The organism is Polynucleobacter nymphae (assembly GCF_018882155.1).
In the GTDB taxonomy this organism is placed as follows: Bacteria; Pseudomonadota; Gammaproteobacteria; order Burkholderiales; family Burkholderiaceae; genus Polynucleobacter; species Polynucleobacter nymphae.
On sequence record NZ_JACVPA010000001.1, the window covers coordinates 1 to 23783 of the forward strand.

Annotated in this window: 30 protein-coding genes; 16 read left to right on the top strand and 14 right to left on the bottom strand. The window is 43.6% G+C overall.

Features of this window, described 5'->3' with window-relative positions; genetic code table 11:
* Nucleotides 1-70: 70 nt before the first annotated feature.
* The gene (locus tag ICN29_RS00005) at nt 71-850 is read left to right on the top strand and encodes a hypothetical protein (RefSeq protein WP_216128498.1); all 780 of its coding nucleotides are present in this window, start codon (nt 71-73) and stop codon (nt 848-850) included.
* A gap of 29 nt (nt 851-879) precedes the next feature.
* Here the strand turns inward: ICN29_RS00005 and ICN29_RS00010 are convergent, their stop codons facing one another.
* Both ICN29_RS00010 and ICN29_RS00015 read right to left on the bottom strand, forming a co-directional pair.
* Complete coding sequence (locus ICN29_RS00010; RefSeq protein ID WP_216128501.1) at nt 880-1755, bottom strand: YDG/SRA domain-containing protein; 876 nt, start codon at nt 1753-1755, stop codon at nt 880-882.
* 22 nt (nt 1756-1777) lie between these two features.
* Complete coding sequence (locus ICN29_RS00015) at nt 1778-2170, bottom strand: hypothetical protein (RefSeq protein WP_216128503.1); 393 nt, start codon at nt 2168-2170, stop codon at nt 1778-1780.
* 95 nt (nt 2171-2265) lie between these two features.
* Here ICN29_RS00015 and ICN29_RS00020 point away from each other — a divergent pair, with 95 nt between their 5' ends.
* The 9 genes from ICN29_RS00020 to ICN29_RS00060 all read left to right on the top strand — a co-directional run bounded on the left by ICN29_RS00020 (nt 2266) and on the right by ICN29_RS00060 (nt 6151).
* Entirely contained in the window at nt 2266-2706 is a 441-nt protein-coding gene (locus ICN29_RS00020) for a hypothetical protein (RefSeq protein WP_216128505.1), read from the top strand.
* On the top strand, nt 2703-2999 hold the full coding sequence (locus ICN29_RS00025) for a hypothetical protein (protein WP_216128507.1): 297 nt from the start codon (nt 2703-2705) through the stop codon (nt 2997-2999). Before ICN29_RS00020 ends, ICN29_RS00025 begins: the two co-directional genes overlap by 4 nt.
* Entirely contained in the window at nt 3000-3575 is a 576-nt protein-coding gene (locus tag ICN29_RS00030) for a hypothetical protein (RefSeq protein ID WP_216128509.1), read from the top strand. It begins immediately after the preceding gene.
* Between the two features lie 7 nt (nt 3576-3582).
* Nucleotides 3583-3960 carry a hypothetical protein gene (locus ICN29_RS00035; RefSeq protein ID WP_216128511.1) on the top strand — a complete coding sequence of 126 codons (378 nt, stop codon included), beginning with the start codon at nt 3583-3585 and terminating at the stop codon, nt 3958-3960.
* Nucleotides 3961-3970: 10 nt separating this feature from the next.
* Complete coding sequence (locus ICN29_RS00040; RefSeq protein WP_216128513.1) at nt 3971-4435, top strand: hypothetical protein; 465 nt, start codon at nt 3971-3973, stop codon at nt 4433-4435.
* Nucleotides 4436-4455: 20 nt separating this feature from the next.
* Nucleotides 4456-5016, top strand: coding sequence for a hypothetical protein (locus ICN29_RS00045; protein ID WP_216128515.1), 561 nt, complete (start codon nt 4456-4458; stop codon nt 5014-5016).
* Nucleotides 5013-5507 (top strand): macro domain-containing protein, encoded by a 495-nt coding sequence (locus tag ICN29_RS00050; protein ID WP_216128517.1) that lies wholly within the window; start codon nt 5013-5015, stop codon nt 5505-5507. Before ICN29_RS00045 ends, ICN29_RS00050 begins: the two co-directional genes overlap by 4 nt.
* 81 nt (nt 5508-5588) lie before the next feature.
* Nucleotides 5589-5909, top strand: coding sequence for a hypothetical protein (locus ICN29_RS00055; RefSeq protein ID WP_216128519.1), 321 nt, complete (start codon nt 5589-5591; stop codon nt 5907-5909).
* On the top strand, nt 5906-6151 hold the full coding sequence (locus ICN29_RS00060; RefSeq protein WP_216128521.1) for a hypothetical protein: 246 nt from the start codon (nt 5906-5908) through the stop codon (nt 6149-6151). The genes ICN29_RS00055 and ICN29_RS00060 overlap by 4 nt, the downstream gene beginning before the upstream one ends.
* 6 nt (nt 6152-6157) lie before the next feature.
* Here the strand turns inward: ICN29_RS00060 and ICN29_RS00065 are convergent, their stop codons facing one another.
* The 8 genes from ICN29_RS00065 to ICN29_RS00100 all read right to left on the bottom strand — a co-directional run bounded on the left by ICN29_RS00065 (nt 6158) and on the right by ICN29_RS00100 (nt 14479).
* Nucleotides 6158-6595: an HGGxSTG domain-containing protein gene (locus ICN29_RS00065; RefSeq protein WP_216128523.1), complete on the bottom strand. Its 438-nt coding sequence runs from the start codon at nt 6593-6595 to the stop codon at nt 6158-6160.
* A gap of 383 nt (nt 6596-6978) precedes the next feature.
* Nucleotides 6979-9300, bottom strand: a complete 2322-nt coding sequence (locus ICN29_RS00070) for an AAA family ATPase (protein ID WP_216128525.1) — start codon at nt 9298-9300, stop codon at nt 6979-6981.
* A complete protein-coding gene (locus ICN29_RS00075) occupies nt 9297-9545 on the bottom strand; it encodes a hypothetical protein (RefSeq protein WP_216128527.1) in 249 nt (82 codons plus the stop codon). The genes ICN29_RS00070 and ICN29_RS00075 overlap by 4 nt, the downstream gene beginning before the upstream one ends.
* Nucleotides 9542-9805: a helix-turn-helix transcriptional regulator gene (locus ICN29_RS00080; RefSeq protein ID WP_216128529.1), complete on the bottom strand. Its 264-nt coding sequence runs from the start codon at nt 9803-9805 to the stop codon at nt 9542-9544. The genes ICN29_RS00075 and ICN29_RS00080 overlap by 4 nt, the downstream gene beginning before the upstream one ends.
* A 76-nt stretch (nt 9806-9881) precedes the next feature.
* Nucleotides 9882-10343 carry a hypothetical protein gene (locus tag ICN29_RS00085; RefSeq protein WP_216128532.1) on the bottom strand — a complete coding sequence of 154 codons (462 nt, stop codon included), beginning with the start codon at nt 10341-10343 and terminating at the stop codon, nt 9882-9884.
* Nucleotides 10344-10438: 95 nt separating this feature from the next.
* Nucleotides 10439-11659 carry a tyrosine-type recombinase/integrase gene (locus tag ICN29_RS00090; RefSeq protein WP_216128534.1) on the bottom strand — a complete coding sequence of 407 codons (1221 nt, stop codon included), beginning with the start codon at nt 11657-11659 and terminating at the stop codon, nt 10439-10441.
* 286 nt (nt 11660-11945) lie between these two features.
* Entirely contained in the window at nt 11946-13175 is a 1230-nt protein-coding gene (locus tag ICN29_RS00095; protein WP_216128536.1) for a patatin-like phospholipase family protein, read from the bottom strand.
* A 65-nt stretch (nt 13176-13240) separates the two neighbouring features.
* Nucleotides 13241-14479 (bottom strand): CaiB/BaiF CoA transferase family protein, encoded by a 1239-nt coding sequence (locus tag ICN29_RS00100; protein WP_216128538.1) that lies wholly within the window; start codon nt 14477-14479, stop codon nt 13241-13243.
* 76 nt (nt 14480-14555) lie between these two features.
* On the opposite strand from ICN29_RS00100, the gene ICN29_RS00105 reads away from it, so the two are divergent.
* Both ICN29_RS00105 and ICN29_RS00110 read left to right on the top strand, forming a co-directional pair.
* Nucleotides 14556-15545 carry a Bug family tripartite tricarboxylate transporter substrate binding protein gene (locus tag ICN29_RS00105; RefSeq protein ID WP_216128540.1) on the top strand — a complete coding sequence of 330 codons (990 nt, stop codon included), beginning with the start codon at nt 14556-14558 and terminating at the stop codon, nt 15543-15545.
* Nucleotides 15546-15554: 9 nt separating this feature from the next.
* Nucleotides 15555-16352, top strand: a complete 798-nt coding sequence (locus ICN29_RS00110) for an enoyl-CoA hydratase/isomerase family protein (protein ID WP_216128542.1) — start codon at nt 15555-15557, stop codon at nt 16350-16352.
* Between the two features lie 7 nt (nt 16353-16359).
* Here the strand turns inward: ICN29_RS00110 and hemW are convergent, their stop codons facing one another.
* The 3 genes from hemW to rph are packed head-to-tail and all read right to left on the bottom strand — an operon-like array spanning nt 16360 to nt 18927.
* A complete protein-coding gene (gene hemW, locus ICN29_RS00115) occupies nt 16360-17541 on the bottom strand; it encodes a radical SAM family heme chaperone HemW (RefSeq protein ID WP_439651244.1) in 1182 nt (393 codons plus the stop codon).
* Nucleotides 17538-18137, bottom strand: coding sequence for an RdgB/HAM1 family non-canonical purine NTP pyrophosphatase (gene rdgB, locus ICN29_RS00120; protein ID WP_216128544.1), 600 nt, complete (start codon nt 18135-18137; stop codon nt 17538-17540). The genes hemW and rdgB overlap by 4 nt, the downstream gene beginning before the upstream one ends.
* A 49-nt stretch (nt 18138-18186) precedes the next feature.
* Nucleotides 18187-18927, bottom strand: coding sequence for a ribonuclease PH (gene rph, locus ICN29_RS00125; protein ID WP_216128546.1), 741 nt, complete (start codon nt 18925-18927; stop codon nt 18187-18189).
* 66 nt (nt 18928-18993) lie between these two features.
* Between rph and ICN29_RS00130 the strand changes: the two genes are divergently transcribed.
* Genes ICN29_RS00130 through ICN29_RS00145 form a run of 4 tightly spaced genes read left to right on the top strand, consistent with a single transcriptional unit; the run spans nt 18994 to nt 23254 of the window.
* Nucleotides 18994-19932, top strand: coding sequence for a YicC/YloC family endoribonuclease (locus ICN29_RS00130; RefSeq protein ID WP_216128548.1), 939 nt, complete (start codon nt 18994-18996; stop codon nt 19930-19932).
* Nucleotides 19933-19948: 16 nt separating this feature from the next.
* Nucleotides 19949-20587: a guanylate kinase gene (gmk, locus tag ICN29_RS00135; RefSeq protein WP_216128550.1), complete on the top strand. Its 639-nt coding sequence runs from the start codon at nt 19949-19951 to the stop codon at nt 20585-20587.
* Nucleotides 20588-20632: 45 nt separating this feature from the next.
* A complete protein-coding gene (rpoZ, locus tag ICN29_RS00140; protein WP_088525928.1) occupies nt 20633-20836 on the top strand; it encodes a DNA-directed RNA polymerase subunit omega in 204 nt (67 codons plus the stop codon).
* A gap of 15 nt (nt 20837-20851) precedes the next feature.
* Nucleotides 20852-23254 carry a RelA/SpoT family protein gene (locus ICN29_RS00145; protein ID WP_216128552.1) on the top strand — a complete coding sequence of 801 codons (2403 nt, stop codon included), beginning with the start codon at nt 20852-20854 and terminating at the stop codon, nt 23252-23254.
* Between the two features lie 13 nt (nt 23255-23267).
* Here the strand turns inward: ICN29_RS00145 and greB are convergent, their stop codons facing one another.
* Nucleotides 23268-23768, bottom strand: coding sequence for a transcription elongation factor GreB (gene greB, locus ICN29_RS00150; RefSeq protein WP_216128555.1), 501 nt, complete (start codon nt 23766-23768; stop codon nt 23268-23270).
* Nucleotides 23769-23783 lie beyond the last annotated feature (15 nt).

A 23783-nucleotide genomic window follows, 5' to 3' on the forward strand; every position in this document is an offset into this window, starting at 1 on the left:
GACGCAATAAGGTGACGATTTGCTCGGGTTTAAGACGTTGGCCTTTTGCCATATTTAGCACTCCTTTAAGGTGAAGATTATCAAAAATCCTCTCTTCTGGAGTGGTACTAAAAATCAGGTCAGTTCACGTGTAATCGAAAGGCTTAAAAAGATTAATCCTGATTATTTGCTTACTAGGACTCCGTTGACAACGGAGCAAAAGAGCTTATATAAAACTCTCGGTACTTACACCGATGAAGAGCTTATTGCAGTTGCCAAATGCTATACAGATATGTCAGATTTTCGTACAAATGAATCTAGTGTTTATGCAATCATTAAACGAAAAGGGTTGCTGGATAAAGCTACTAGTCATTTAAATAGGAAATCTCGTGGTGAGTATTCTGTAGCAGAATTAAAAATTCTTGCAAAACAATATAAAAAATTAAAAGATTTCATTGAAAATGAAAAAGGAGCATATCTGGCAATTCGTCGCCTTAAATTAAACGAGGAAATTCTGGGAGGCTTGGAGCGAATTATCCCAACTCCCACCAAGTGGACGCCTGATATATGTCGCTTATTATTTTTGGAGGCTGGGTGTATTAAGACTAGATTTAGAGAGCTTAATCGAGCAGCTTATGTGGCAGTTTTAGAAAAAAAATGGCAAACATATGTCTTCGAGGGGGCTGCACGTCCTAAGCCTCAGAATTCTAAAGGCGTCGTTGTAAGTGGTAATGGTCTTGATAGAAGGCAATTCGATAGTTTGTCGGCGGCAGCAAGGGAGCTAAATATTTCTCTATCAGAACTTTCAAACTATCTTGCTGGAAAATCTTTAAAGGCACCTGGTGGATTTGAAATTACGTATGCAACCTAATAGCCAGAAGTAGTATTTATATCGGCTTTTTAATTAAACATCTCTCGGTGGTAGCGAATATGCTCAATAGAAATTTGATGGTTAGGATGCTTTTCTAATGACCCTTCAAGGCCAATGAGGGTTAAGTCATCAGCAATCATATAAACACCTTTATCGAGCATCAGGTGATGATTGGGACATAGGCAAAGCAAGTTCTCAGGCTTATCTGGTCCGTTATGAGGCTTGCCTACTGGCTTAATATGAGCAGCTTCAGCATAAAGCCCAGCATTGGTTTTAATTTCAAGTGAGCATACTTGGCACTTGTAGTTATATAGCTTTTTAATCTCTTTCCCTAGCTTTGAATCTCTAATAATTCTTTGGGATGTTGCGGTGGCTCTTTTCGGATTATCGGTGCCTGCAGATAGAGTTACTAATTCAAGGCCGCTATTTAATTTATTTGGGGGTAGGGTAGAGTCAAGCTTAACTAGCTTAAACCGATACACAAGAAAACCAGCTTTACCGATTTCATGCCAGTGACTATCAACTCTATATAGACCATCGTATCTATAGCCAGCTTCTGGTGCAAAGGGATTCTTTTTGTCGGCACCTCGAATAACTCTAACTGGCAATGAATCAATTTCACTTTTAGCTAAAGCTAGATTACCTCGGACTAGTTGCTGGTCTGCAATATGACGACCTTTATCGTCTTGACCACCTTCGCCTGTGTAGATAATTACATCGCCTGAGTCGGAGTCATCTTCGTAACCACCAGAGATAACAATAGAATCAGAGCCATCATCTTTCGAGCCTGATATTCCTGCTTGTAACGGTCTGTGGATTCCTGCGGCAGCAGCTTCTTTTCTTGTTACAAAAGTAGTGCCAATCGGGATTCCCTCAATATCTCCAAAAATTCTATCTGACATCATTTGCCCATGGAAACTCTTAAATTTAAAATACTTTCTTGGTAATCCGGTTACATTTAAAGATGCCCTTAGATGTGTCGCCATCTTTCCAAATTTTAGAAATTGTTAGTGAAGCAGTAGAGCGTGAGAGTGTGATGTAAGACTTACCCCAAAATGACTCGCATGAACAATATGCATTTACATTATCAATTGAGCAACTGAACTTGAGGGGTATTGTGCTTCCTTCAAACGAATAGCAGCCTGTTGGAGTTTGGGGCAGTGACATCGCACCATTTTTGTCATTTACTGCAATATCAAATTGATAGCTCTCCTCGAGTATCCGCTGGCCACCCATAACTCCTGAGCATGAAAGATCTATTGTCCCAGCTGTAGCCTGTATTGTGATAAGAGTAAAAATAAGTAATACTATTTTTTTCATTTCTTAGGCATCCTTCCGCCAGCATTTAGGCAGTCTTTTAAGGTTGGGTATGGGGTGAAATTCTTGGTTTGGTTGTAATAGGTTGTATTAGGAGCATGACAAATACCTGTTTTGCTCATTTTGACTGGCCCAGTCTGTCCCAAAGCACTCGTGGAAACGAGTATTGCCAACAGTCCCAATATCTTCATAATTTTCATAAATATCAGACTATCATAGAAAAATACAAGTGGGGATATTGCGCTATGGGAAGTATTTTGCTTTGGATTTTTTTAATATCTGGCGGATTTATCCTGTGGAAAAAATTGACTACAAAAAATTTCTTTATCGCTCGTGAGTCAGATGAGTTTGGATATCTTAGGATGTTCTTGTACATGGTTTTTTATCCATTAGTAATGTTTTTAACTATATGGATTGGGTTTCAAATTTTTCCAGAGTTGAAGGGCGATAAGGTCCTGAGCTTCCTAGTATTGATAATAGAGGGTATAGCCTGGTTTTATTTGGTTGGAAAAATTGAAGGTTGGGTAGTTAAAAAATGAAAATAATACTTTGGAATCTTTTGCTTGCTGGAACCGTCCAAGCACAAGCTATCTACGATGCTAATGGTCAATACAAGGGCTATAGCCAAACTTCCCCTAGCGGTGTTACTAACACATACAACTCTATGGGTCAGAATGTGGGGTCTTCTCAAATCGATAATGGGCAGCGTAATTTCTATACTCACAATGGTGCATATCAAGGCACGAATACCGCACCAGCTTACATTGCACCAAACACTCCGATTAATACCCCTAGACAGGCTCCGCAAGCCCCTGTAATGAAAGGTTGGTAAATGAAAAAAATACTGGTTACTTTATTTTTTGGTTTATGGGTAACTTCATCATATGGCGAACCCTTTTCAAAACCAGAGGGTAAGGCATGCACCACTCTTGATGGGCGATTGGAGTACATCAATAAACTCACATCCCAGTACTATGAGTGGCTATTGGTCAAAATTGAAAGAATTCCTCCAGAAACGGAAAAATATATTTCTTTGGAATATAAGGAATCACTTGAAACTAAAAATGAAGTTAAATACAACAGTGTGACTTCAAATAAGTTTTTTTTCGCTTGGCAATTAAGAAATAGCATCCAAAAACTTATAGATGAATCTAAAGAGGGATACAAGAAGCAAAATTTATATAACATGGGGCAAAAAAATCCCCAAGAATCAGAAATGATTTTTTATATTAACTTGCTGGCTAAAAATTCAGATGTTGCAGAAGAATTTGGTGCATACAGTAGATTTGACCGTAACCGCAAGCCAAAAGTGCTAAGTGAAGAAAAAGACTTTTATACATTCAGCTTTTACAAAAATGGGTACAAAATAGTTATTGATGACCTGATTAGATGTTCATTCAAAAAATAGTCAATATATGAAAAACATAATTTTCTCTTCAATGCTTTTTGCATCAGGGTTTGCATATTCGGCAAGTTATGACTGCACCGTTACAAAAAAACAAGATTTTGATAGTAATTACTCCGCTGTACAGATTGAGAAACTTAAATTTTCAGTAAAAATACACGATATTGCCCAGCCTAAAGTGGAGAGGTGTAGCTTCCAACCAAGTGCCAATAGAGTCACTTGCGATTCTTACGATATTGACAGGGTTGAAGTTGATAAATATGTGAGCATAAAAAAGTTTTATGTTTTCAAAAGTCAATTTGATGTTCAACTATTTCCTGATATGACATTTCTTGAAAATAATGGGCGAGGTGGGATAGCTTTTGGAATCTGCAAACCGCTTCGTTAAGACTAGCTAAATGATTAAATCTAAAATTTCTAAATTGAATGGATGGCAAAGAGTCTATGTATTCATATGCCTAATATTAGCTCCAATGGCGGCTACTACAGTAACAATTCCACCAGCCCCCAATCCTGATTTCGTGAGATATGAGTTTTTGCCCAAGCTGAAGCCCATAGCCAAGCCTGATGATGATATTGACATTCCTGGCTTCAAATATTTATATATGGGTCCAAAAGGACCTGGTGAAGACACTAGGCAGTACAAGATGCCAGATGGGGAGGCTATCTATGAAGATAATCGCTATTCTCAGCAGGAAGTTGAGTATGCCTATACACAGGCGAAGCTCAAGTCAGAATATGAGCATAGAGATGCCATCATTAAGGCGGTATCTAATGCTGCAATCAAGTATTTATTGGTAATTAGCTTGCTATATTTTTTTGGATGGATGCTTGGGTGGATTTATCGTGGATTTAAGAAGTAAAGATTTATCACATATTTAGTATGCACAAAATAACCGAAGAACAAAGAAACCTGTTCAATCCGTATAGAAATGTATCTTTTATCTTTAAAAAGAAACTGAATGATAAGGACAATACTTGCGTAACCTTTGAGTCAGACATCAGATTCGATGAAGATACCTTTCACGAAGATAATTTTAGTCAAAACATTCAAATATCTATCTTCGACCTGCGAAATGACCCAATGGAGCATAGAAATAAAATCCACCCTATTGCCAATGAGGTGGCTCGAAATTGCAAGCTTGAGTTGGTGTTGTTTACTGGTCAGCCTGCATGGGCAAGAGGCAATCCCCAAGAAATTTCATTCACTAAGAAGGAGGGCGGCTATAGTGCATTCCTCTATTCCAAAGTAAAGGATGTGGCCTACCTTAATGCTATATCTAGCAATCTAAATAAAAATTCAGAGCTATCAGTTAAGTTGGACTTGTTATGTGATGACAGTGAATTTATCAATCTTGAAAAAAATGCTGGGCTAAAAGCTGTTGTACATGGCTTATCTATTTCCTTTAATTTGCCTAAATTAGAAGAATTGATGTCTAAATGAAAATTGAATGTGTCATTGGCGATATAACCAAGCAAGTTAATAGCTGGGCTATTGTGAATGCGGCCAATCCTATGCTTATCTCTGGCGCAGGGGTGGCTGGCGCCATTCATAAAGCTGCTGGACCTCAATTAGAAAAGGCCTGTGAAGAGTTTGCTCCTATCGAAGTAGGTCAGGCGGTTGTCACTCTGGGATATAACTTACCTAACTTTGCAGTCATTCATGTATTAGGTCCAAAATACTTCCATGATGTCGACCCTGAAGGTAATTTAGCTAAGGCTATTGATTCAGTGCTGGAACAAGCGAATAATCATCAGTTCAAAACTATTGCGTTACCAGCCATTTCAACAGGCTCTTATGGCTTCCCAATAGACGAGGCTGCTTCCATCATTATCGGCAGATTAAAAGCATGGGAAAAGCACTGCCCATTAATTACTAGACTTGTCTTATTCGATGAGAAGGCTTTTGCTGTTTTTGACTCCATCCTGGCATAAAAATATTTATTTTTGACCCACTTGCTTTTTTGCCCCTTTTTTTGCTATAGCTATTAGGGAGGGGTTAAAAAAGGAGAGGTTATGTCTCGTACAGAGCCAGTTATTAGGGGTTGTGAGTTCAAATTTAGATGCAAAAAGACCTGGGAGAGCCTTGAATCCCTAGAAAACTATCCAAACGACGTTAAATACTGCTCAGCTTGTCAGCGGGACGTATTCCTAGTGGAGACTGATTTAGACGTAAAAAGGGCAGTATTGAATAACCAATGCGTTGCTATCCCTCAAAAGATGCGTATATCTGTTATTGAAGAGACCGCATTTAAGCATTTAAAAGAGGGGCATATAGTTGGGCATGTATGTCCTAGTGAAAATAATAAAAGTCCATTAAAGGGAATTTGGCCATGAATAACAAGCAAAAAAAGCTACTATTAATAGCGTTAGTTTTATTCGAGTTGTCGATACTTGTCGTGCCGCAGGAATTAAGGCTAATACTTAGCGGCGGAGACAATATGGCACCAGAAGCTAAATTTGGTGGCTATAGATTTATTTGGAATGTTTATAACGAAATTTCACTTAAGCATTTATTGGTCGAGTGGGCGGGTATTTTTATTGGCTTTATTGGGCTGTTTTTTTACTATAAAGATTAATTTTTCTTATCTATCTTTTCCTAGAGTTGCGAGTACCGCCTTGACAAGTTGCTCTGGGTCTGACAAATCTAAGGGATGATAGTACTTGCTAGCACGCCCCCTAGTTTTCAGCTTATGAGTGAACATATTGATGTAGTTGCCTATATCGACTAGGTATCTGAACATTGCATCTTGCTGGGAAGTTTTTTCCACAGCGTCCTTGGTAAAGTTTCCATGCTTTGTATTGGCCTTTTTGATAGCTTCGATACCTTTTTCACTTAGAGGGCCTGTTGAGGCCCCACCATGCCATTTGCAACGGGCTTGCTTGGATGATTTTGAGGAGGTCTTGAGGGCAGGGTGATTGCACTGTTTTTGAGTTCTTTGGCTAAACCCAACGCATCTGCGACATCTAATTTTCCCACCAGCTGTAGTCATGAATAACTCTGGGTTTTGTATCTTATTCATTGTTTCACCATGTATAGACCGTCAAACGAGGAGTGGAAATTTTCATTAGGCATAAGTCATAGCCGGTAGCGGCTTAAACGACTTAACAAGTCTAATCTTGCAATTCGAAAGTTGCATGAACTTCATACCCCCAGAATGCTGGATACTTAATAATCTTAAAATATTAGTAATAGTCAGAACACTAGGGAAACTCAATAGATATATAGGTCTTAGGAGTCTTGCCATTTCTACATTGACCCCAAGAAGCCGGGCATTAGGGATTATAGTTTTCTGTTTACCTGGTGTTACATGTGTTACGGGCTTCCCTGGCTTGCCTGCGACTTTGAGCATCTTCAGGGTTTTAGTTTCCCCCGTTTCCTGCTTTATGGGGGTGCCGATACCCATCATTTCGCATCCCCAAAAGCTTGCTCTAACACTGCACTGATTTCTTGAAATGTTGGAGGCTGTAGTGAATAAATAGTGGCGTTCTTTTCTCCACCTCCAACTTGAGCATAAATAGAGGGATGGGACCCTCTGGTGAACTCATCTAAGAATCTAAGGAGACGGTTTTTCCCAAAACTTGTCTTATCTTTTATGAATTCAGCAATAGCTACTTTAGTAGTAGTGCCGTTCGCAATGGCTTCTTTGGCATATTTCAATGCCTGTTGACGTTCCTTATCCAATATTTGAACTACTTCATCCGTCTCTTCCACGCTTCTATCTGAAAGATTAATAAAAAATGACCGTGGCTTGTAATCCGCCCTTATTTTATCGGGCTGTGTAGTTATCTCTAGACGATTCGTACCTTCGTTCTTTACCGAATTTAGGTATATCAAGTTGTCTACGTCATTACGTAAGTCAGCTGTTCCTTCGTAGACTTGTTTACCATCTTCACCCCGATACTTATTCGAGTGCCCAAGAAGAATGACAGTTGCACCCTTTACCGTTAGCTTTCGGAGTAGCTTATAGAATTCCTTAGCATCTGATTTTTGGATGACTTCAGTGAATTTTTTAAGGGTATCCATAATAAATACTGAATTCGACATATCTACATCATTGTTTGCAGCCTCTTTAAATAGAGCCACTACTTGCTCTGGACTTCCGCCTCGTTTTGCATCTGGCGCTATTACCTTGTAGCCATGTATTTGTGCATGAGCAAAGTGAGATTTAAGGTCCCCAGGGCCAGCATCGGCGTTAACGTAATAGACATCAAACCCTTGCTCGGCTATCTTTGCTGCTTGATGAATCATAAGAGCAGTTTTCCCTCCATTAGCTTCTGCGATTAGGGCATGCAGATGTCCACGAACAATCAGATTGGGGATAATAAAAGTAGCTTCTTCCATGGATTTCACATCCTCAGTGTCAAGGGTTAAGCAGGTAAATAGACTCTCTAGGGTCTTGGTAGATTTTTGTTTTTGGGTTGCTAAGCTCGATGACCCTTGAATCACTACATCATGAGTTACATCGTTCTTTACGATAAACGCACTTTTCCCCAGCACATCAGCTAAAGACCCATCTGCAAGAATAAGTTTTGGCATTAAGTAGTAGTTACCATTGCGGTCTTTTTGTCCTCGAAGATAGAGCAGGGTCTTTAGGGGGAAATTTGACTCATTCAATGTATAGAGGCCTGTATCCCAGACGGACTCAAACTCACTCTCCGCCTTACCCTCATCCACTTCCCAGCACCAATGAGCTTGTGACCAATCTAAGATGTCTTTATGGAATTTATCGTTGTAAATATCGTTATACGCTGTAAATCTTGCCCCAAGCATCACGCTCTTATACCAAGATTCTCTGCTTACTTTCTCCGGGCCTTCATCCTCAATTGTTAAATCACCCTTAGTAAGTTCATTAATAACAGTCTTATAACTATCATCATCAAATTGCCAGCACCATGACCATTCACTGCCTAGGCTAAGCATTTCCTCATAAGCTTCTTGAGCTACTTTGTTAGACTTTCCACTCGTATCAGCTAGAGCTTTACCCCATTTCTGTTTGGCTGCCTTAAATTTATCTAGAATTTGCTGTTGCTCGTTAATCGAATAAGACCCCCATGCCTTGTTAACAGCTCGCTTTTGCTTACGGGTGATACGCTCGGGTGCAACCTTTAGCACTGTATCTACATCCAAAGGGGCCGCAGAAGTTTCTCTATAAATACGGTCTTCGAGAAGCATTTGCTTGAATGCTTCTTTATTTTTAAATACCGGCAAAAAGACTGGCTGACTACCTCTGTAAACTGAAATATCGAAGTTAATTGCCTGCTCACTATAGCCAGCCCCAATTGCGGCCTCTTCTATGTGCGCCTGTAGAGCAGAGCCCAATACCTTACCCTCTTCATAATCAACCTCACGTTTGAGCTCAAAGACAAGCCTTGCTCGAGGCAATAATACGGTGGAGCTAGAAGTTTCATACCAAAAGACATTCACCTCTAGGTCTCTAATCCACTGGCGCAACCAAACCCATACTTCTGGCTTTTCAAATCCATCCAAATCCATTGATAGGATTCGTCTTGGTAGCGTATGGCTTTTTAAGCGCCAGTAGTTCTCGTCTGGGTAATCTTTAATCTTGTCGTGGTGCCCATAACTCATTGCCGCACAAAAAAAGTTTCCACCTTTTGCCTCAGAGTGGTTGTTGACCATCCACTGGACTAAATCTTTGAAGTCATCGGCCTCTAGCTGTTCGGGCTTGTTATCGGCCTCTCCATTACCGAAAGAAAATTTAATCATGGTTGGCCTTTTGAGCCATTCTTGAGTAGGGCAGTTTTTTTGTTCGGATTTTCATACCTAATAATTTCTTTTATTAAGGCTGGTATATCGTCTGCAGTGAAGTCACCCAAACGAATTTTGTGACGCATTTCCTTGGAAATGGCAAAAGAGTATTCCAGCTCGCAGATAGTGCTATCAAACCGGCTGCTCTCAGCTAATATTTGCCACGCCAGTTTTTCTAATGTACGCTCAAGTTCGGATGTCATTGTTGAGCTCCATTATTTTCTAACTTAGCTTCAATCCAATTAACCACATCTTGTAGCTTCCAAACTTTTACCGTTGGAGATAAGCTAATCGGCGCGACAAATTTCCCTTGCGCAACCCAAAGGTTGATTGAGGACTTTGCTAAAGTAGTGATTGCGCTAACCTCTTCAATTCTTATCAGCTGGCACCTCTGTACCAAGTCGTGTTTAAACGAGTTTAGTAATTCTTTTGTATCTGAAATATTTGTACTGATTGCATCCATCTTGACTCCTTTTGAATAAGAGTCAATTAGGAACCTTTGTTACTTATAAGAAAACGCATGAAAGGTTTGATGCGGGTTAGTCATGTACTAGATTGTCAAACTCATTATTTTTCCACCATTTCTTCCACACATCATAAGTACGATTTTCTACTGTCAGTTCTGGAAGCTTTTTGGAAGTGCGTTTGATATTAAAGTCATCAAGCCCCCTTGAAAAGGCATCCCATGAAGGAAACTTATTTGGATGCTTTATTTGATGTTTGATAACTTCTTGTCGAAAATATTCACGCTCTTCATATTTTTTTGTGCGTCCAGGGATTCTTTTAAGGTCCGCTATTGAAGTATCTATCATGCGGTATTGGTCAATAAAATGAATAACACCTAGCCCAAGCTCGTAAATGGCGGCCTTAAGTATTGGGTCTACAGTATCTTCTGGAATTTGTAAGCAGACGCCTCTAAAATCCATTAGGTCAGCCTCTAGCTGATTTACCAAACGCACTTTGAATTCTGCGTTGCTAAAACCTTTTTTCTTTGTTGCCATTGTGTATTCCTGCTAATACACCTGCAATTAAAACTACGCCAAGGAGAGCAGGGTTCTCCTTTTTCGCCCCGTCAGGCTAGGCGTAGTTGTTTAGTTTACGCAGCTTTTTGCCCTGGAAGGGCAATTACATTACCCCAATACCCAGTTTGGCAGTAGGCTTCCCAGTCGCTCATCAGTCTCTTTCTGGGTTCCATTAAATCTCCTCTACGGTAGGCCGACTCCACCTTATTCTGGATGCTGTGGGCTAGTGCCTTTTCTGCAACCTCGGGCGAATGTTGTGTTTCCTCTGCAACCCAGTCACGGAAGGTTGAGCGGAATCCATGTACAGTAAATTCTTTTTCCAATCTTCGTAGTAGCTCTGTCAGAGCCATGTTACTGAGATGTTTCCCATTTCTGGAAAAAAGATAAATGCTATCTTCATCCTTCTTTTGGGCCATGGATAGTATTTCAAGTGACCTTGGACAAAGGGGTACACGATGCTCTCGTTTTGCTTTCATCCGCTTGGCAGGAATAACCCAAATATCACCTCGCACTTCTTCACGCAAAGCTAGAAGCACTTCACTAGTGCGGTTGGCATTTAGTATCAAGAACTCCAATGCAAGGCTAGATACGCAGTCCATTTCTTTAATTACGCCAATAAATGCAGGCAGCTCTTTATATGACAGTGCCTTGTGATGCTCTACTGGTGCTACTTTAGAGGGCTTAGGTAATATTGTATCGAGGTGACCGCGCCATTGCGCAGGGTTTAATCCTGTGCGTAGCCTCCTCGTTGTTGCCGAAGCCAATATCCATTCGATTCGACCCCGTAAACGAGAGGCTGTGTTGGTCTTGGAATGCCAAATTGGATTTAGTATTTTTAGAATATGTTCCGTATCAATGGCATCAAGTGGTAAATGACCAATATGCTTAAATGCATAGTCCCGCAGTGTGTTGCCCCATTGTTCGGCATGTTTTTTATTGCTCCACTCAGAGCGCTTACTTTCAATGCAGGAGAGGGCGTATTCCTTAAATTTCGGCTTCTCGCATTCATTCTGCATTTGTTGCTCTTTTTGAGCCTTTTTTTCAGTAGCTGGGTTGATTCCTTGGTTTAGCTTATTACGGACTGCGGTAGCTCTTTTACGGGCTTCCTTGAGCGATATCTCTGGATAGGAACCAAGGCTATAGTCAAAGCGCTTTTCTTGAAAGGAGTACCTCAGTACCCAGTACTTCTGTAGATTGGGCTTGACCTGAAGATTTAGGCCCTTAGTATCACCATCCGTATATCTGCCGACCTTATTAAGACTTTTTAAAAATAAATCTGTAAAGACTGTTTTCATGACGATTCCTTCTGACCGTCCCCACTTTTTTCCCCACGGGATTGTGGTGATTGGCTATGTGAGGCGTTGATAAGTAAGGTAAGGCCTTGATTTAATATTGGCTACGCAGTAAACATTTAATGCGGATTTGACCCATATAAATACTGGGTCTAGCGGGTATAAGACGTATCAAGATGTACCAACACCAAACAAGGCATTACATGTTGGAATCCTGACACCTCTTCCGCCAAAAATACAAACCCCAGCTCTTTGGCTGGGGTTTTTCTTTATCTCTTCAGTTCTTGAGCTATTGCTTATTCTTTTTCTTCAGAGTCATCTTCTCGCCATCGCTGTCCATGGCGGTCTTGTATCCCGGCGGATATTTACTCCAAGCATAACCATTAACCGCATGCTCATAGCCGTATTGAAATAGGGCGTTCATGTACTTGGTATCAAACTCTTCTGTATGGGGTTCATTAAAGTCTGAGCCAATGTAAGCGAGGTTAAAGCCCACTTGATCCATCTTGGCCATAGCATAGATGCGATACAGATCTCCGATGCCTTGCGTCTGAATCAATTGAGCAATGGCTCGCCCCGCAACGCTAATAGTCCGGCGCTCAGTTTCGTTCCAGCGAGGGTCTAAACGTGAATTACGAATAATGTAAGCCTGACGGTTAAAGCGTCGCTTAATGCCTAATTCATTCGCCTTTTGCGCTGCTGCTGATGGATACAAGAATACTTGTGTACTAGCACCACCATCAACATGCATTTCTTGGAAAGCTTGACCATCTACTAAGAAATCAAACATCACTGGTGAGAATGCACCAGGAATGGATGCGGACGCGAGCATGATGCGACGAAAGAGTTCAAGTGCTTCAGGTGTGCCGATCGTGGCAATTCGGCCCATATTCCAGGCTACTGGGATGCCAGCATCAATATTGGTAGTGCCAATCAATAGCCAACGACCATTAGTGTTGTATTCATAAGCGATTTTCTTGAGGAAATTCGCATCAACATATTTTGAGATTAATTGGTAGAGCGGGGTGGAATCAGCCAAGCCATCGCTAAAGATTCCAGACAAAATGCCCCGCTGAATATAAACATCTTTCGGATTGATGCTGGTATAGACCTGTTGTAACACTGGATCATATTCTTTACCGAGATAAGCGAATGGAGCCATTAATGCACCAGTGCTAATGCCGGTGACTAAATTAAAAGCGGGCCTAGAGCCTTGCTTAGACCAACCAACCAAAAGACCGGCACCGAAGGCGCCATCATCGCCGCCACCTGAAAGGGCTAAGAAGTTAGCATCGCCGGCGAATGCCTGTTTGCCACGAGCAGCTTCAATTTGAATGAGATCAGCTACAAGTGCATCTACGCTAGCCTGTGTGGAGATGAGATAGCGCACACTGGGTAAGCCGGCAATTTGCGCTTTACTGAGTGATTGGGCGGGCACGGCAGATTTACGCTCTAAAGAAGAGCATCCCAAAAGGGTGATGGATAGTGCAATGCAGGCTGTGAGTGAGAGTAAACGCATATATTTTCTAAATGAATTGATTATCTTTATTGTAATAGCTGCCTATTTCAGAAGTGTTACACAGCTTAGGGAGCAAATGCGCCACCTGCCTCGAGTGCCTTGAGTTCGTCCCCTGAAATTCCGAGCTCAGCCAATACTTCACTCGTATGTTCGCCCAGTAGTGGAGGGTGTTTACGCACTTGCTGTGGTGTGCCCATCAGCTTGACCGCAAAACCAATATTAGGAACAGTACCTTCCACGGGATGATCAATTTCCATCCGCATTTTGCGATGACGACCGTGATCACTATCAAATGCCTCTGGATAGGTATTAATTGGACCTGCCGGAATACCAGCAGCCAAGAGATCATCTACCCATTCATGACTGGTTCTGGTAACAAAAGTTTTTTCTAGTTCAGTCACTAACTCTAAACGATTGGCAAGTCTGAGGGGATTGGTTTTAAAACGCGCATCATCACATAATTCAGGGCGCGCAATTTTGTCGCAGAGTAACTTCCACAGCTTTTGATTAGTAGCGCCCATCACGAAGTAGCCATCTGAAGCTTTCATAGCCTGATAGGGTGCGCTCATATGATTGGCAGTACCTAACTTATAGGGCTCAACCCCAGTACCCCAGTATTGCGCGGTATCCCAGATAGAAAATGCTAAAGCAGAGTCAAACAAAGAGGCATCAATAAATTGACCTTCACCCGTTTTGGTTTTACCAATGTAAGCTGACAAAATTCCATAAATAGCAAAGAGTGCGCAACCAATATCTGCCACTGGCACCCCTGCTTTTACTGGTGGACCATCAGGATAACCAGTGACACTCATCACGCCTGACATGGCTTGTGCCATCAAATCAAAACCTGGACGATCTGCCCAAGGACCTGTTTGTCCAAAACCGGAGATGCTGGCATAGACCAAACCTGGATTGATGGGCTGAAGAGAAGGGTAATCAATTCCCAGTTTTTTCATGACACCAGGACGATAGTTTTCTACCAAAATATCTGCTGTCTTCACTAATTCAAAAAAGACCTTTTTGCCCGCCTCTGTTTTGAGATTGAGAGTGAGGCTGCGCTTATTGCGATTCATGTTCAAAAAGCCCATGCTGTCTGAACCCTTCATTTTGAATCCCATCGCTGCTCGGGTTTGATCGCCCGTACCCGGAGGCTCTATTTTGATGACATCAGCGCCTAAGTCAGCTAGGAGCATGCAGCAGTAGGGGCCAGCCATCACCTGGCTAACATCTAGTACTCTCACCCCAGCGAGAGGCAAAGGCCTAGGTGCCCCCTTGGGATCACTCTGGATAGGTATTTTGGTCATTGGCTCGTTTATTTTTATATGTTTAGAATGAATACCTAATAGTATCAAAGACGATTACAACAAATTTGGAGGCTGTATGTTGGTTCAATTACCGAAATGGGCGTTACGTAGTTTGATTGCTGTAGCACTGAGTTGCACATCATTTCTCACGCTCGCCCAGCAAGCCTTTCCAACAAAGCCAATTCGTCTGATCGTAGGATTTGCTCCCGGTGGCGGCACGGATATTGTGGCTAGAGCCATCGCGCCGAAGATGAGTGAGATTTTGGGTCAGAGCGTGATTGTTGAAAACAAGTCTGGCGCTGCGGGCACGATTGCTGCAGATCAGATTGCCAAAGCCAATCCAGATGGCTATACCTTACTTGTTGGGCACTCTAATTCCAATGCTATTGCCCCGTTTGTTTTAAGCAGCGTTCCTTACAATCCTGCAACCGATTTCACACCCATTACGTATTTAGGTTACGTGCCAAACGTGTTGGTTGTAAAAGCATCATTGCCGGTGAACACAGTTGCGCAATTAATTTCACTTGCTAAGGCTAACCCCGGGCAGATGACCTATGGCTCATCAGGGATTGGTAGTACACAACACTTAGCGGGCGCCTTGTTTGCCAAGATTGCGGGTATTGAGTTAAATCACGTTCCATATAAAGGTAGTGGCCAAGCTATTATTGATTTACTTGGTGGTCAGATTACGATGAACTTTGATACCTTGCCACCAAACTTGCAGCAGATCAAAGACGGTAGCTTGAAGGCATTGGCGATTTCGACTCCAAAACGTTTATCTATTCTGCCAAACGTACCTACCTTTAATGAGGTTGGTATTACCGGATTTGATGTGACGAACTGGTATTCCATCATGGGACCTAAAGGCATGGATTTAGCGGTAGTAAACAAGATCGATCAGGCAGTAAAAGCAGCGATGGCAGATCCACAAATCAAGAAGACATTGGATTCACAGGGCTTACAGCCTGAAGGGCCTACAACACCTGCTGCATTTAGCCTGTTCTTGACTGGTGAGCTCGCTAAATACCAGCGCTTAGTAAAGAGCTTAAATATTAAAGCGGAATAAGCTTTCTCTATGACGCAAAAAGATCAAGACGGTAAGCTTGCGCAAGTAAACTTTGAATTGCGCGGCAAGATTGCATACATTACTTTTGATCACGTGGCAGCACTCAATGCCATGACGGTCGCCATGTATGAAAGTCTTCAATCGATTTGCCAGGACATTGCCAAGAACCCCAATATTCGGGTAGCTATCTTCCGGGGTGCTGGTGGTAAGTCTTTTGTCTCTGGTAGTGATATTGCGCAATTTTCGAGCTTTAAAGATGGAGAAGATGGCGTTCGTTATGAAGCAGCCATTCATGATTATTTAAATCCCTTAGCAACACTACCAATACCGACGATCGCTGTGATTGATGGCATGGCAGTGGGTGGTGGCCTTGCCATTGCGACCTGCTGTGACTTTCGGATCTCAAGCCCTGATGCCAAGTTTGGTGTGCCCATTGCCAGAACGCTTGGTAATTGCCTCTACCCCGGCAATATCGCCTGGTTGGTTGCGCACCTGGGCATGAATATCGTTCGGCGTATGCTGCTCTTGGCGGAAATGATTCCAGCAAGCGAACTCAAAGTCCAAGGTTACTTATTAGCTACCCACAATGCCGATCAACTTGGCAAAGAAGCAGATGCTTTAGCGGAGCGCTTGTCCAAATTGGCGCCGATTACTCAAAAGGCCAGCAAACTCATCATGGCCAGAATTATTGCTAACCAACTACCAGACTGTGAAGATCTGATTCGAGAAACATATGGCAGTGCTGATTTTAAAAATGGGGTCGCTTCCTTCCTAAAAGGTGAGCCGCCCGTTTGGACTGGGAAGTAAACCAACTTTAGTCTAAGAATATTTCTTGAAGATTATTTAAGTAGCGTAGACCCAAAGTTGTTGCTTTGAGCTTACTGGGGTTCTCATCTAACAAACCTTTTTTACTCGCTGCATCTAGGCCTTTGCTAATCACACTCAAAGGCAAGCCAGTGCGCTCACTGAAGGTGTTGGTATCAACGCCATCCGTCAGTCTTAAGGTATTGAGCATAAATTCAAAGGGAAGATCTTTGACAGGGATTTCTCGTGACTCAATGAGGGCATTGCCTTTAGTCTCCATTGCCTGCATATAGGTTTCAGGATGCCGTTCTCGTACTTGACGAGTAATTTTTGCTGGATAAGAAATCTTACCGTGAGCACCAGCGCCGATGCCAATGTAATCACCAAAGCGCCAGTAGTTCAGATTGTGTTTACATTCCTGATCTTTCTTAGCATAAGCAGAGACTTCGTAACGCTGGTAGCCTGCCCCAGTAAGCAATGCTAAGTTTTGTTCGAAGATCGCATCGATCTCATCATCACTTGGTAACTTGGGAGGAAAATTCGCAAAATAAGTATTGGGCTCAAGCGTGAGGTTGTAAAGCGAGAGGTGAGGCGTCTGAAAAGAGAGAGCTGTTTCGATATCTGACCTTGCAGCTTCAAGGCTTTGATTGGGTAAGCCATACATCAGGTCTAAATTAACGGACTTAAAGTTAGCCAGTGCAATCTCTACTGCATGCTTGGCTTCTGCGCCATTATGAATACGCCCCAGCGCCTTGAGCTGTTCATCTTGAAAGCTCTGGATACCCAAAGACACCCGATTAATACCAGCTTTGGCAAAGCCAGCTAATTTTTCTGCCTCCACTGAGCCGGGATTGGCTTCCATGGTGATCTCTGCATCAGGCTCTAAATTGAGACGGGCGCGAACCGCGCAAAGTAACTGATCCATACCAGCTGCCGATAACAAGCTTGGCGTACCACCACCAATAAAAATACTGTGAACGTGGCGCCCCCAAATATTCGGTAGCTCAGTTTCTAGATCGGCAATTAAGGCATTGATATAGCGCTGCTCATCAAAACCGCCCAATAGATTAGAAGACTGATCTTTAATTTGATGGGAATTAAAGTCGCAATAGGGGCATTTCTTTTCACACCATGGAAAATGAATATACAAAGCCATAGGCGGCAGGGCTGTTAGCGCAATGGGATTGATCACAGTAATGAAGAGCGCAACTGTAATTGATGAATCAGTTCACGTAAGGCTTGACCACGATGACTCATCAAATTCTTTTGCGTAGGGTCAAGTTGTGCCGCGGTTAGATTGAGTTCGGGTAAGAAAAAATAAGGATCATAACCAAAGCCATTGCTGCCCATTGCTTCATTTACGATGACGCCATGCCAGCTCGTTTCCACAACCAAAGGATTAGGGTCGTTAGCACTATTGACCAAGACTAAAGCGCAAACATAATGTGCGCTGCGATCAGATTGATTACTTAATTCAGAGATGAGCTTTTGATTATTGGCAGCATCATTTGCTTGCTCGCCAGAATAGCGAGCAGAGTGAACGCCGGGCCTATTATTCAGTGCATGTGCACAAATGCCAGAATCATCAGCCAAAGCTGGTAAACCACTAACACTACTAGCGTGACGCGCTTTAGCAAGGGCATTCTCTACAAAGGTGTCATAGGGTTCTTCAGCAGGCGGAATGCCAAGCACTCCTTGCGGTATGACCTCAAAGTGAAAGGGTGCCAAGAGCGCCTGAAATTCTTTCAGCTTGCCAGCATTATTAGAGGCGAGAACGAGCTTTTGCATTAACTATTGAGCAAATAAAGGAACTAACAAGGGAACTAACAAAATAGGCTTACTTCAATGCTTCTATTTGTAATTGAGTGAGCTCTTTAATGCCTTGCTCAGCAAGATCTAACAGGGCATTGAGTTCGGGCCTCGAGAATGCTGGGCCTTCCGCAGTACCCTGTACTTCAATCATGCCGCCCTTACCAGTCATCACGACATTCATATCGGTATCGCAAGAGGAGTCTTCCGGGTAATCTAAATCGAGAACTGGAGTGCCTTGATAGATGCCCACAGAGATAGCAGCTACGCTATCAATGATGGGATCTTGAGTCAGGACACCATTTTGAAGTAAGTGATTGACTGCATCACGCGCAGCAACGTAAGCACCAGTAATCGCAGCAGTACGGGTGCCACCGTCAGCTTGTAAGACATCGCAATCTAAGTGAATAGTGCGCTCACCCAAAATTTCAAGATTGAAGATGCTCCGCATTGCGCGACCAATGAGGCGCTGAATTTCTTGAGTGCGCCCGGATTGTTTTCCCCGAGCTGCTTCTCGATCGCTGCGGGTATGAGTAGAGCGGGGGAGCATGCCGTATTCAGCAGTCACCCAACCTTCACCGGAACCTCTTTTATGTGGTGGCACCTTATCTAGAATGCTGGCAGTGCACAGTACCTTGGTATCCCCAAAAGCAATCAGCACAGAGCCTTCAGCATGTTTAGTAAAAGCCCTAGTAATCGTAACGGGGCGCAGGTCTTTTGGCTTGCGCCCACTTGGACGGGTGATATTGGCTGGGTTCGGGGTACTCATGAGCTTTTGGTCCTCAGGTTGATCTGCAATTAGTCTGTGCGTCTATAAAGAATCTACAATGTCCCTATGATATCGAGCATGACTGGTTATGGCAGCGCTTCTCGCCAAGTCTCCCTAGGAGCTGGTGTAGTTGCTGATCTGCAGGTGGAATGTCGGGCTGTGAATAGCCGCTTTCTGGATTTAGGCTTTCGTCTTCCAGACGAATGTCGTGGGGCCGAGCCTGCTTTGCGGGAACTAGTGACTCAGAGCCTTTCCCGAGGAAAAGTCGAATTTAGGGTAGCTTGGCGCATTAATAACAGTGGTGGGGCTGCTAAAGCTAATCCTCAGGCCCTAGGCGCCTTAAATCAAGATCGCTTAGAGGCGCTAAAGGTAATGCAAGCTCAAGCCCAAGAAACTTTCACAGATGCACGAGAGTTAAGCATTTCCGATGTCCTGCGTTGGCCCGGAGTCGTTTCTGAGCCACGTGGCGAGGAAGAGGGTTGGATTGCAGCTACTGTCGAAGCTGGCAAAGCAGCATTGGCTGTTTTAAGCGAAAGCCGGAATGCAGAAGGCAAAGCCTTGGTTGGTGTTCTTACTAGTATCACTGGCAAGATGCGTGTCATCGTCAAGACGATTGAGCCTAAGGTTCCAGAATATGTGGCGCAGTATCAAGAAAAACTCACTGAACGTTTATCAGAAGCCTTAGCGGCCCAAGAACAAGGAAAGAGTTCAAGCAGGTCAGGTACAGAACTCATGGAGCGTATTCGCCAAGAGGTTGTACTCTATGCAGTACGTATCGATGTCGCAGAAGAGTTTGCCCGTTTGAAAACGCATCTTCAAGCTGTTGATACTGCACTTGCTGGCAAAGGCCCCGTCGGCAAACGTTTAGACTTTTTGATGCAAGAGCTCAACCGTGAAGCGAATACCCTCAGCTCAAAGTCGGTTTCTGAAGAATGCACCCAGGCCGCCCTAGAACTCAAGCTCTTGATCGAGCAAATGCGCGAACAAGTACAAAACTTAGAGTAATCCGTACAATTGAATCATGACTAAGGCAAACCAAACCCCAGCATACCAAGGTAGCATGTTGATGATTGTTGCGCCATCTGGTGCAGGCAAATCTTCTTTGGTCGATGCACTGCTCAAAGCGGATCAGGGTTTGAAATTATCCCTATCAACCACGACACGAGCACCTCGGTCTGGTGAAGTGGATGGCAAAAATTATCGCTTTGTGTCCAAAGAAGAATTTACTCGTGAGAAAGATCAGGGTCACTTTTTAGAATGGGCAGAAGTGCATGGCCATTTTTATGGCACATCGAAACCTTGGATCGAATCACAAATGCAAGCGGGTAGTGATGTAGTACTTGAGATCGATTGGCAAGGCGCCCAGCAAATTCGGAAATTGATCCCAGCAGCGCAGTGGATCTTTATTTTCCCCCCTTCGATTGAAGCCTTAGAGGAGCGTCTGCGTAAGCGCGGGCAGGACGATGAAGCGACTATTGCGAGGCGATTGGCCGCCGCACACGTTGAACTGCTGCATGCCCATGAGGCTGACTATATTGTCGTGAACGACTCTTTTGATCAGGCTCTGGTTGATCTAAAGCAGATTTTGGCCTCTAGCCGCCTTCGTTCCGGACCTGCTATGGCCAGAAATCCAGCCCTTTTAAGGCGACTCGGGGTCTAATCAGTTATCCTATAGGTATTGAAGCTAAATTTAAGTGAGTTCAGGATGGCCCGTATTACTGTAGAAGATTGCCTTAAAACTATCCCAAATCGTTTTGAACTGGTTTTGGCTGCGACTTATCGCGCTCGCCAATTGGTTCAAGGTCACTCCCCACGTGTTGAGTCCAAAGATAAAGCAACAGTAGTTGCATTACGTGAAGTTGCTGCTGGTGTGACCGACCGTGACATGCTGACCAAAGTACCTTTGTAATTTAGGAGTTCCGGTGTGGAGCTCCCTCTAGGCACAGCCAAAACATCGGAATTAGTTGGAGGGGTCTCGCCTAACGAGTCCCCGCTTGGAGCTGTCCAAGCTGATCTGTTGCATATACCTTCAGATACACCCAAGCAAATCAATCAAGACTCTGGTAAAAAATCCATTCTGGCGACATTGCTCGCGCAATCGAGTCGGCATTTGTTTGGGCCAACCTCTGCGCCTGCTAAGCCTTTAAAACACCAAGTCGTTTCAATCGAGAACTTGCTCTCGAAACTGACTTACTTAAAGCCTGATGAAGTTACGCAAGTTAAAAAAGCGTTTCAGTTTGCCGATGCTGCTCACCTAGGTCAATACCGTCATAGTGGCGAACCTTATATTACCCATCCCGTTTCTGTAGCAGAGCTTTGCGCTACTTGGCGATTAGATGCGCCGTCAATCATGGCTGCCTTATTGCACGATGTGATTGAAGATACTGGCTCCACCAATGCAGATTTGGTTCAAAAGTTTGGCACTAAGGTTGCTGAGTTAGTGGAAGGTCTGACTAAGCTCGATAAATTAGAGTTCCAGAGCAATGCAGAAGCACAAGCAGAGAGCTTTCGCAAAATGTTTATGGCTATGGCACGCGATGTTCGTGTCATCTTAGTTAAGCTGGCTGATCGTACGCATAATATGCGCACCTTAGATGCAGTCCCCATGGAAAAGCGTCGCAGGGTTGCTGCAGAAACTATTGAGATCTATGCGCCGATTGCCCACCGCCTAGGCTTGAACATTATTTATCGTGATTTGCAGGATTTAAGTTTCCGTTATTCCATGCCAATGCGCTTTCGGGTGATTGAGGGTGCAGTTAAAAAGGCTCGTGGCAATCGTAAGGAAATGATTGAAAAGATTTTGCAGACCTCACGCATGGCGTTCGCAAAAGCCAATCTTGAAGTGGATCTGCGTGGTCGTGAGAAAACGCTCTATAGCATCTACAACAAGATGCGCATTAAGCATGTGAGTTTTTCTCAAGTCTTAGATGTTTATGCCTTCCGTGTCACAGTGGGCAGTATCGATGAGTGCTATCGTGCACTCGGCATCTTGCATTCTCTTTACAAGCCTATGCCTGGTAAGTTCAAGGATTACATTGCCATTCCGAAGTTAAATGGCTATCAATCGCTGCATACAACACTCTTGGGTCCATCAGGTGTGCCAGTAGAGTTTCAGATTCGTACGGCTGACATGCATGCGGTAGCTGAGGCTGGGGTTGCGGCTCATTGGGCCTATAAAGACGGCTCGCCGGATATGAGTGAAGTGCAAAACCGCGCGCACCAGTGGTTGCAATCGTTAATTGATATTCAGGATAGTAGCGGTGACTCGCAAGAATTCTTGGAGCACGTCAAGATTGACCTGTTCCCAGATGCAGTTTATGTCTTCACCCCCAAGGGGCAAATTAGGGCATTACCGAGAGGCGCTACTGCGCTTGACTTTGCCTACTCGATTCACAGTGATGTTGGAAACACCTGCGTTGCTGTGAAGATTAATGGTGTGCAGCTACCACTGCGTAGTGAACTCAAGAATGGTGACATTATTGAGGTTATCACTTCGGCTAGTTCACAACCAAATCCTGGTTGGTTGGTGTTTGTGCGCACAGGCAAAGCCCGTGCATCGATACGCCATTCCTTAAAAACCAAACACTATTCAGAATCATTGCAGCTAGGTGAACGTCTATTAGCGAATAGCCTGCGTCAGCAGGGTGTTGACGCCGCCTTGTTGACCCCAGAGATCTGGGAAAAACTGATGCACTGGACGGGCGATAAAACCCGTGAAGAGGCCTGTGTCAATATTGCTTTGGGACGCAGATCACCCCAAGAGTTAGCGATTCGTCTCAAGATCTTGATTGATGATGAAGGTGGTAGTGAGCAAATGCGTTTAGGTGCGGCTGATTGGATTGCAGCAACTTCAGAAGCACACCACCATCAGCGCCAGGCCATTTTGGTTGATGGGCGCGAAGGGAATTCCATTAGCTTTCAGACTTGTTGCCATCCGATTCCAGGCGATAACATCATTGGCTATCTTGGTAAAGGTGAAGGTTTGCAAGTTCATGCCAACGACTGCCCAGTGGCACTTCGCATGTTGTCAAAAGATGGCGATAAATGGGTAGAGGTAGAGTGGGGCAAAGAAGTGCATCGCGAGTTTGAAGTGGACTTAGCGATTGATACACGTCAGGGTAAGGGCGTACTTGCGCGGGTCGCTAGTAGTGTGACCTCTGCGGACTCTAACATTATGAATGTATCTATGGAAGATCGCTATAAGGAAGACTCTGTCACCATTCGTTTCACCATCCAGGTATACGACCGTCTGCATTTATCTAAAGTGATGCGTAGCTTGCGTGCGAATCACGATGTCATGCGCGTGACTCGCACCCGAGCAATCTAAATTACTGTAAGCGCTAGAGATACTGGACATCTCGTATTTCAATCTCACAGGGTCCTGTGGGCGTTTGGATCACAACACTATCGCCCAGCCTTGCTTTGATTAATGCTTTAGCAATCGGCGATACCCAACTCACATGATTTTTTTCTAGATCCACCTCATCGACTCCAACAATCGTGATCATGGTTTCTTTTCCGGCTTCCGATCCTTCTAAGGGAGAGTAGGTCACAGTTGCTCCAAAGAAGACTTGGTCTGCATCAGCATCTCCTTTTTTGCGGGCTAAATTATCAACAACAACGGCAAATTCCAGACGTTGATTAAGAAAGCGAATGCGACGATCAATCTCCCGAAGGCGTTTTTTACCGTAGATATAGTCCCCGTTTTCAGAGCGATCGCCATTCGAGGCTGCCCAGTGAACGACCCGCACAACTTCAGGTCGATCCACGTTTAAGAGCTTTAGAAGCTCAGCTTTGATGCGTTCGTGGCCAGGGGGTGTAATGTAGTTTTTCTCTTCCATGGCATAATTATGGCT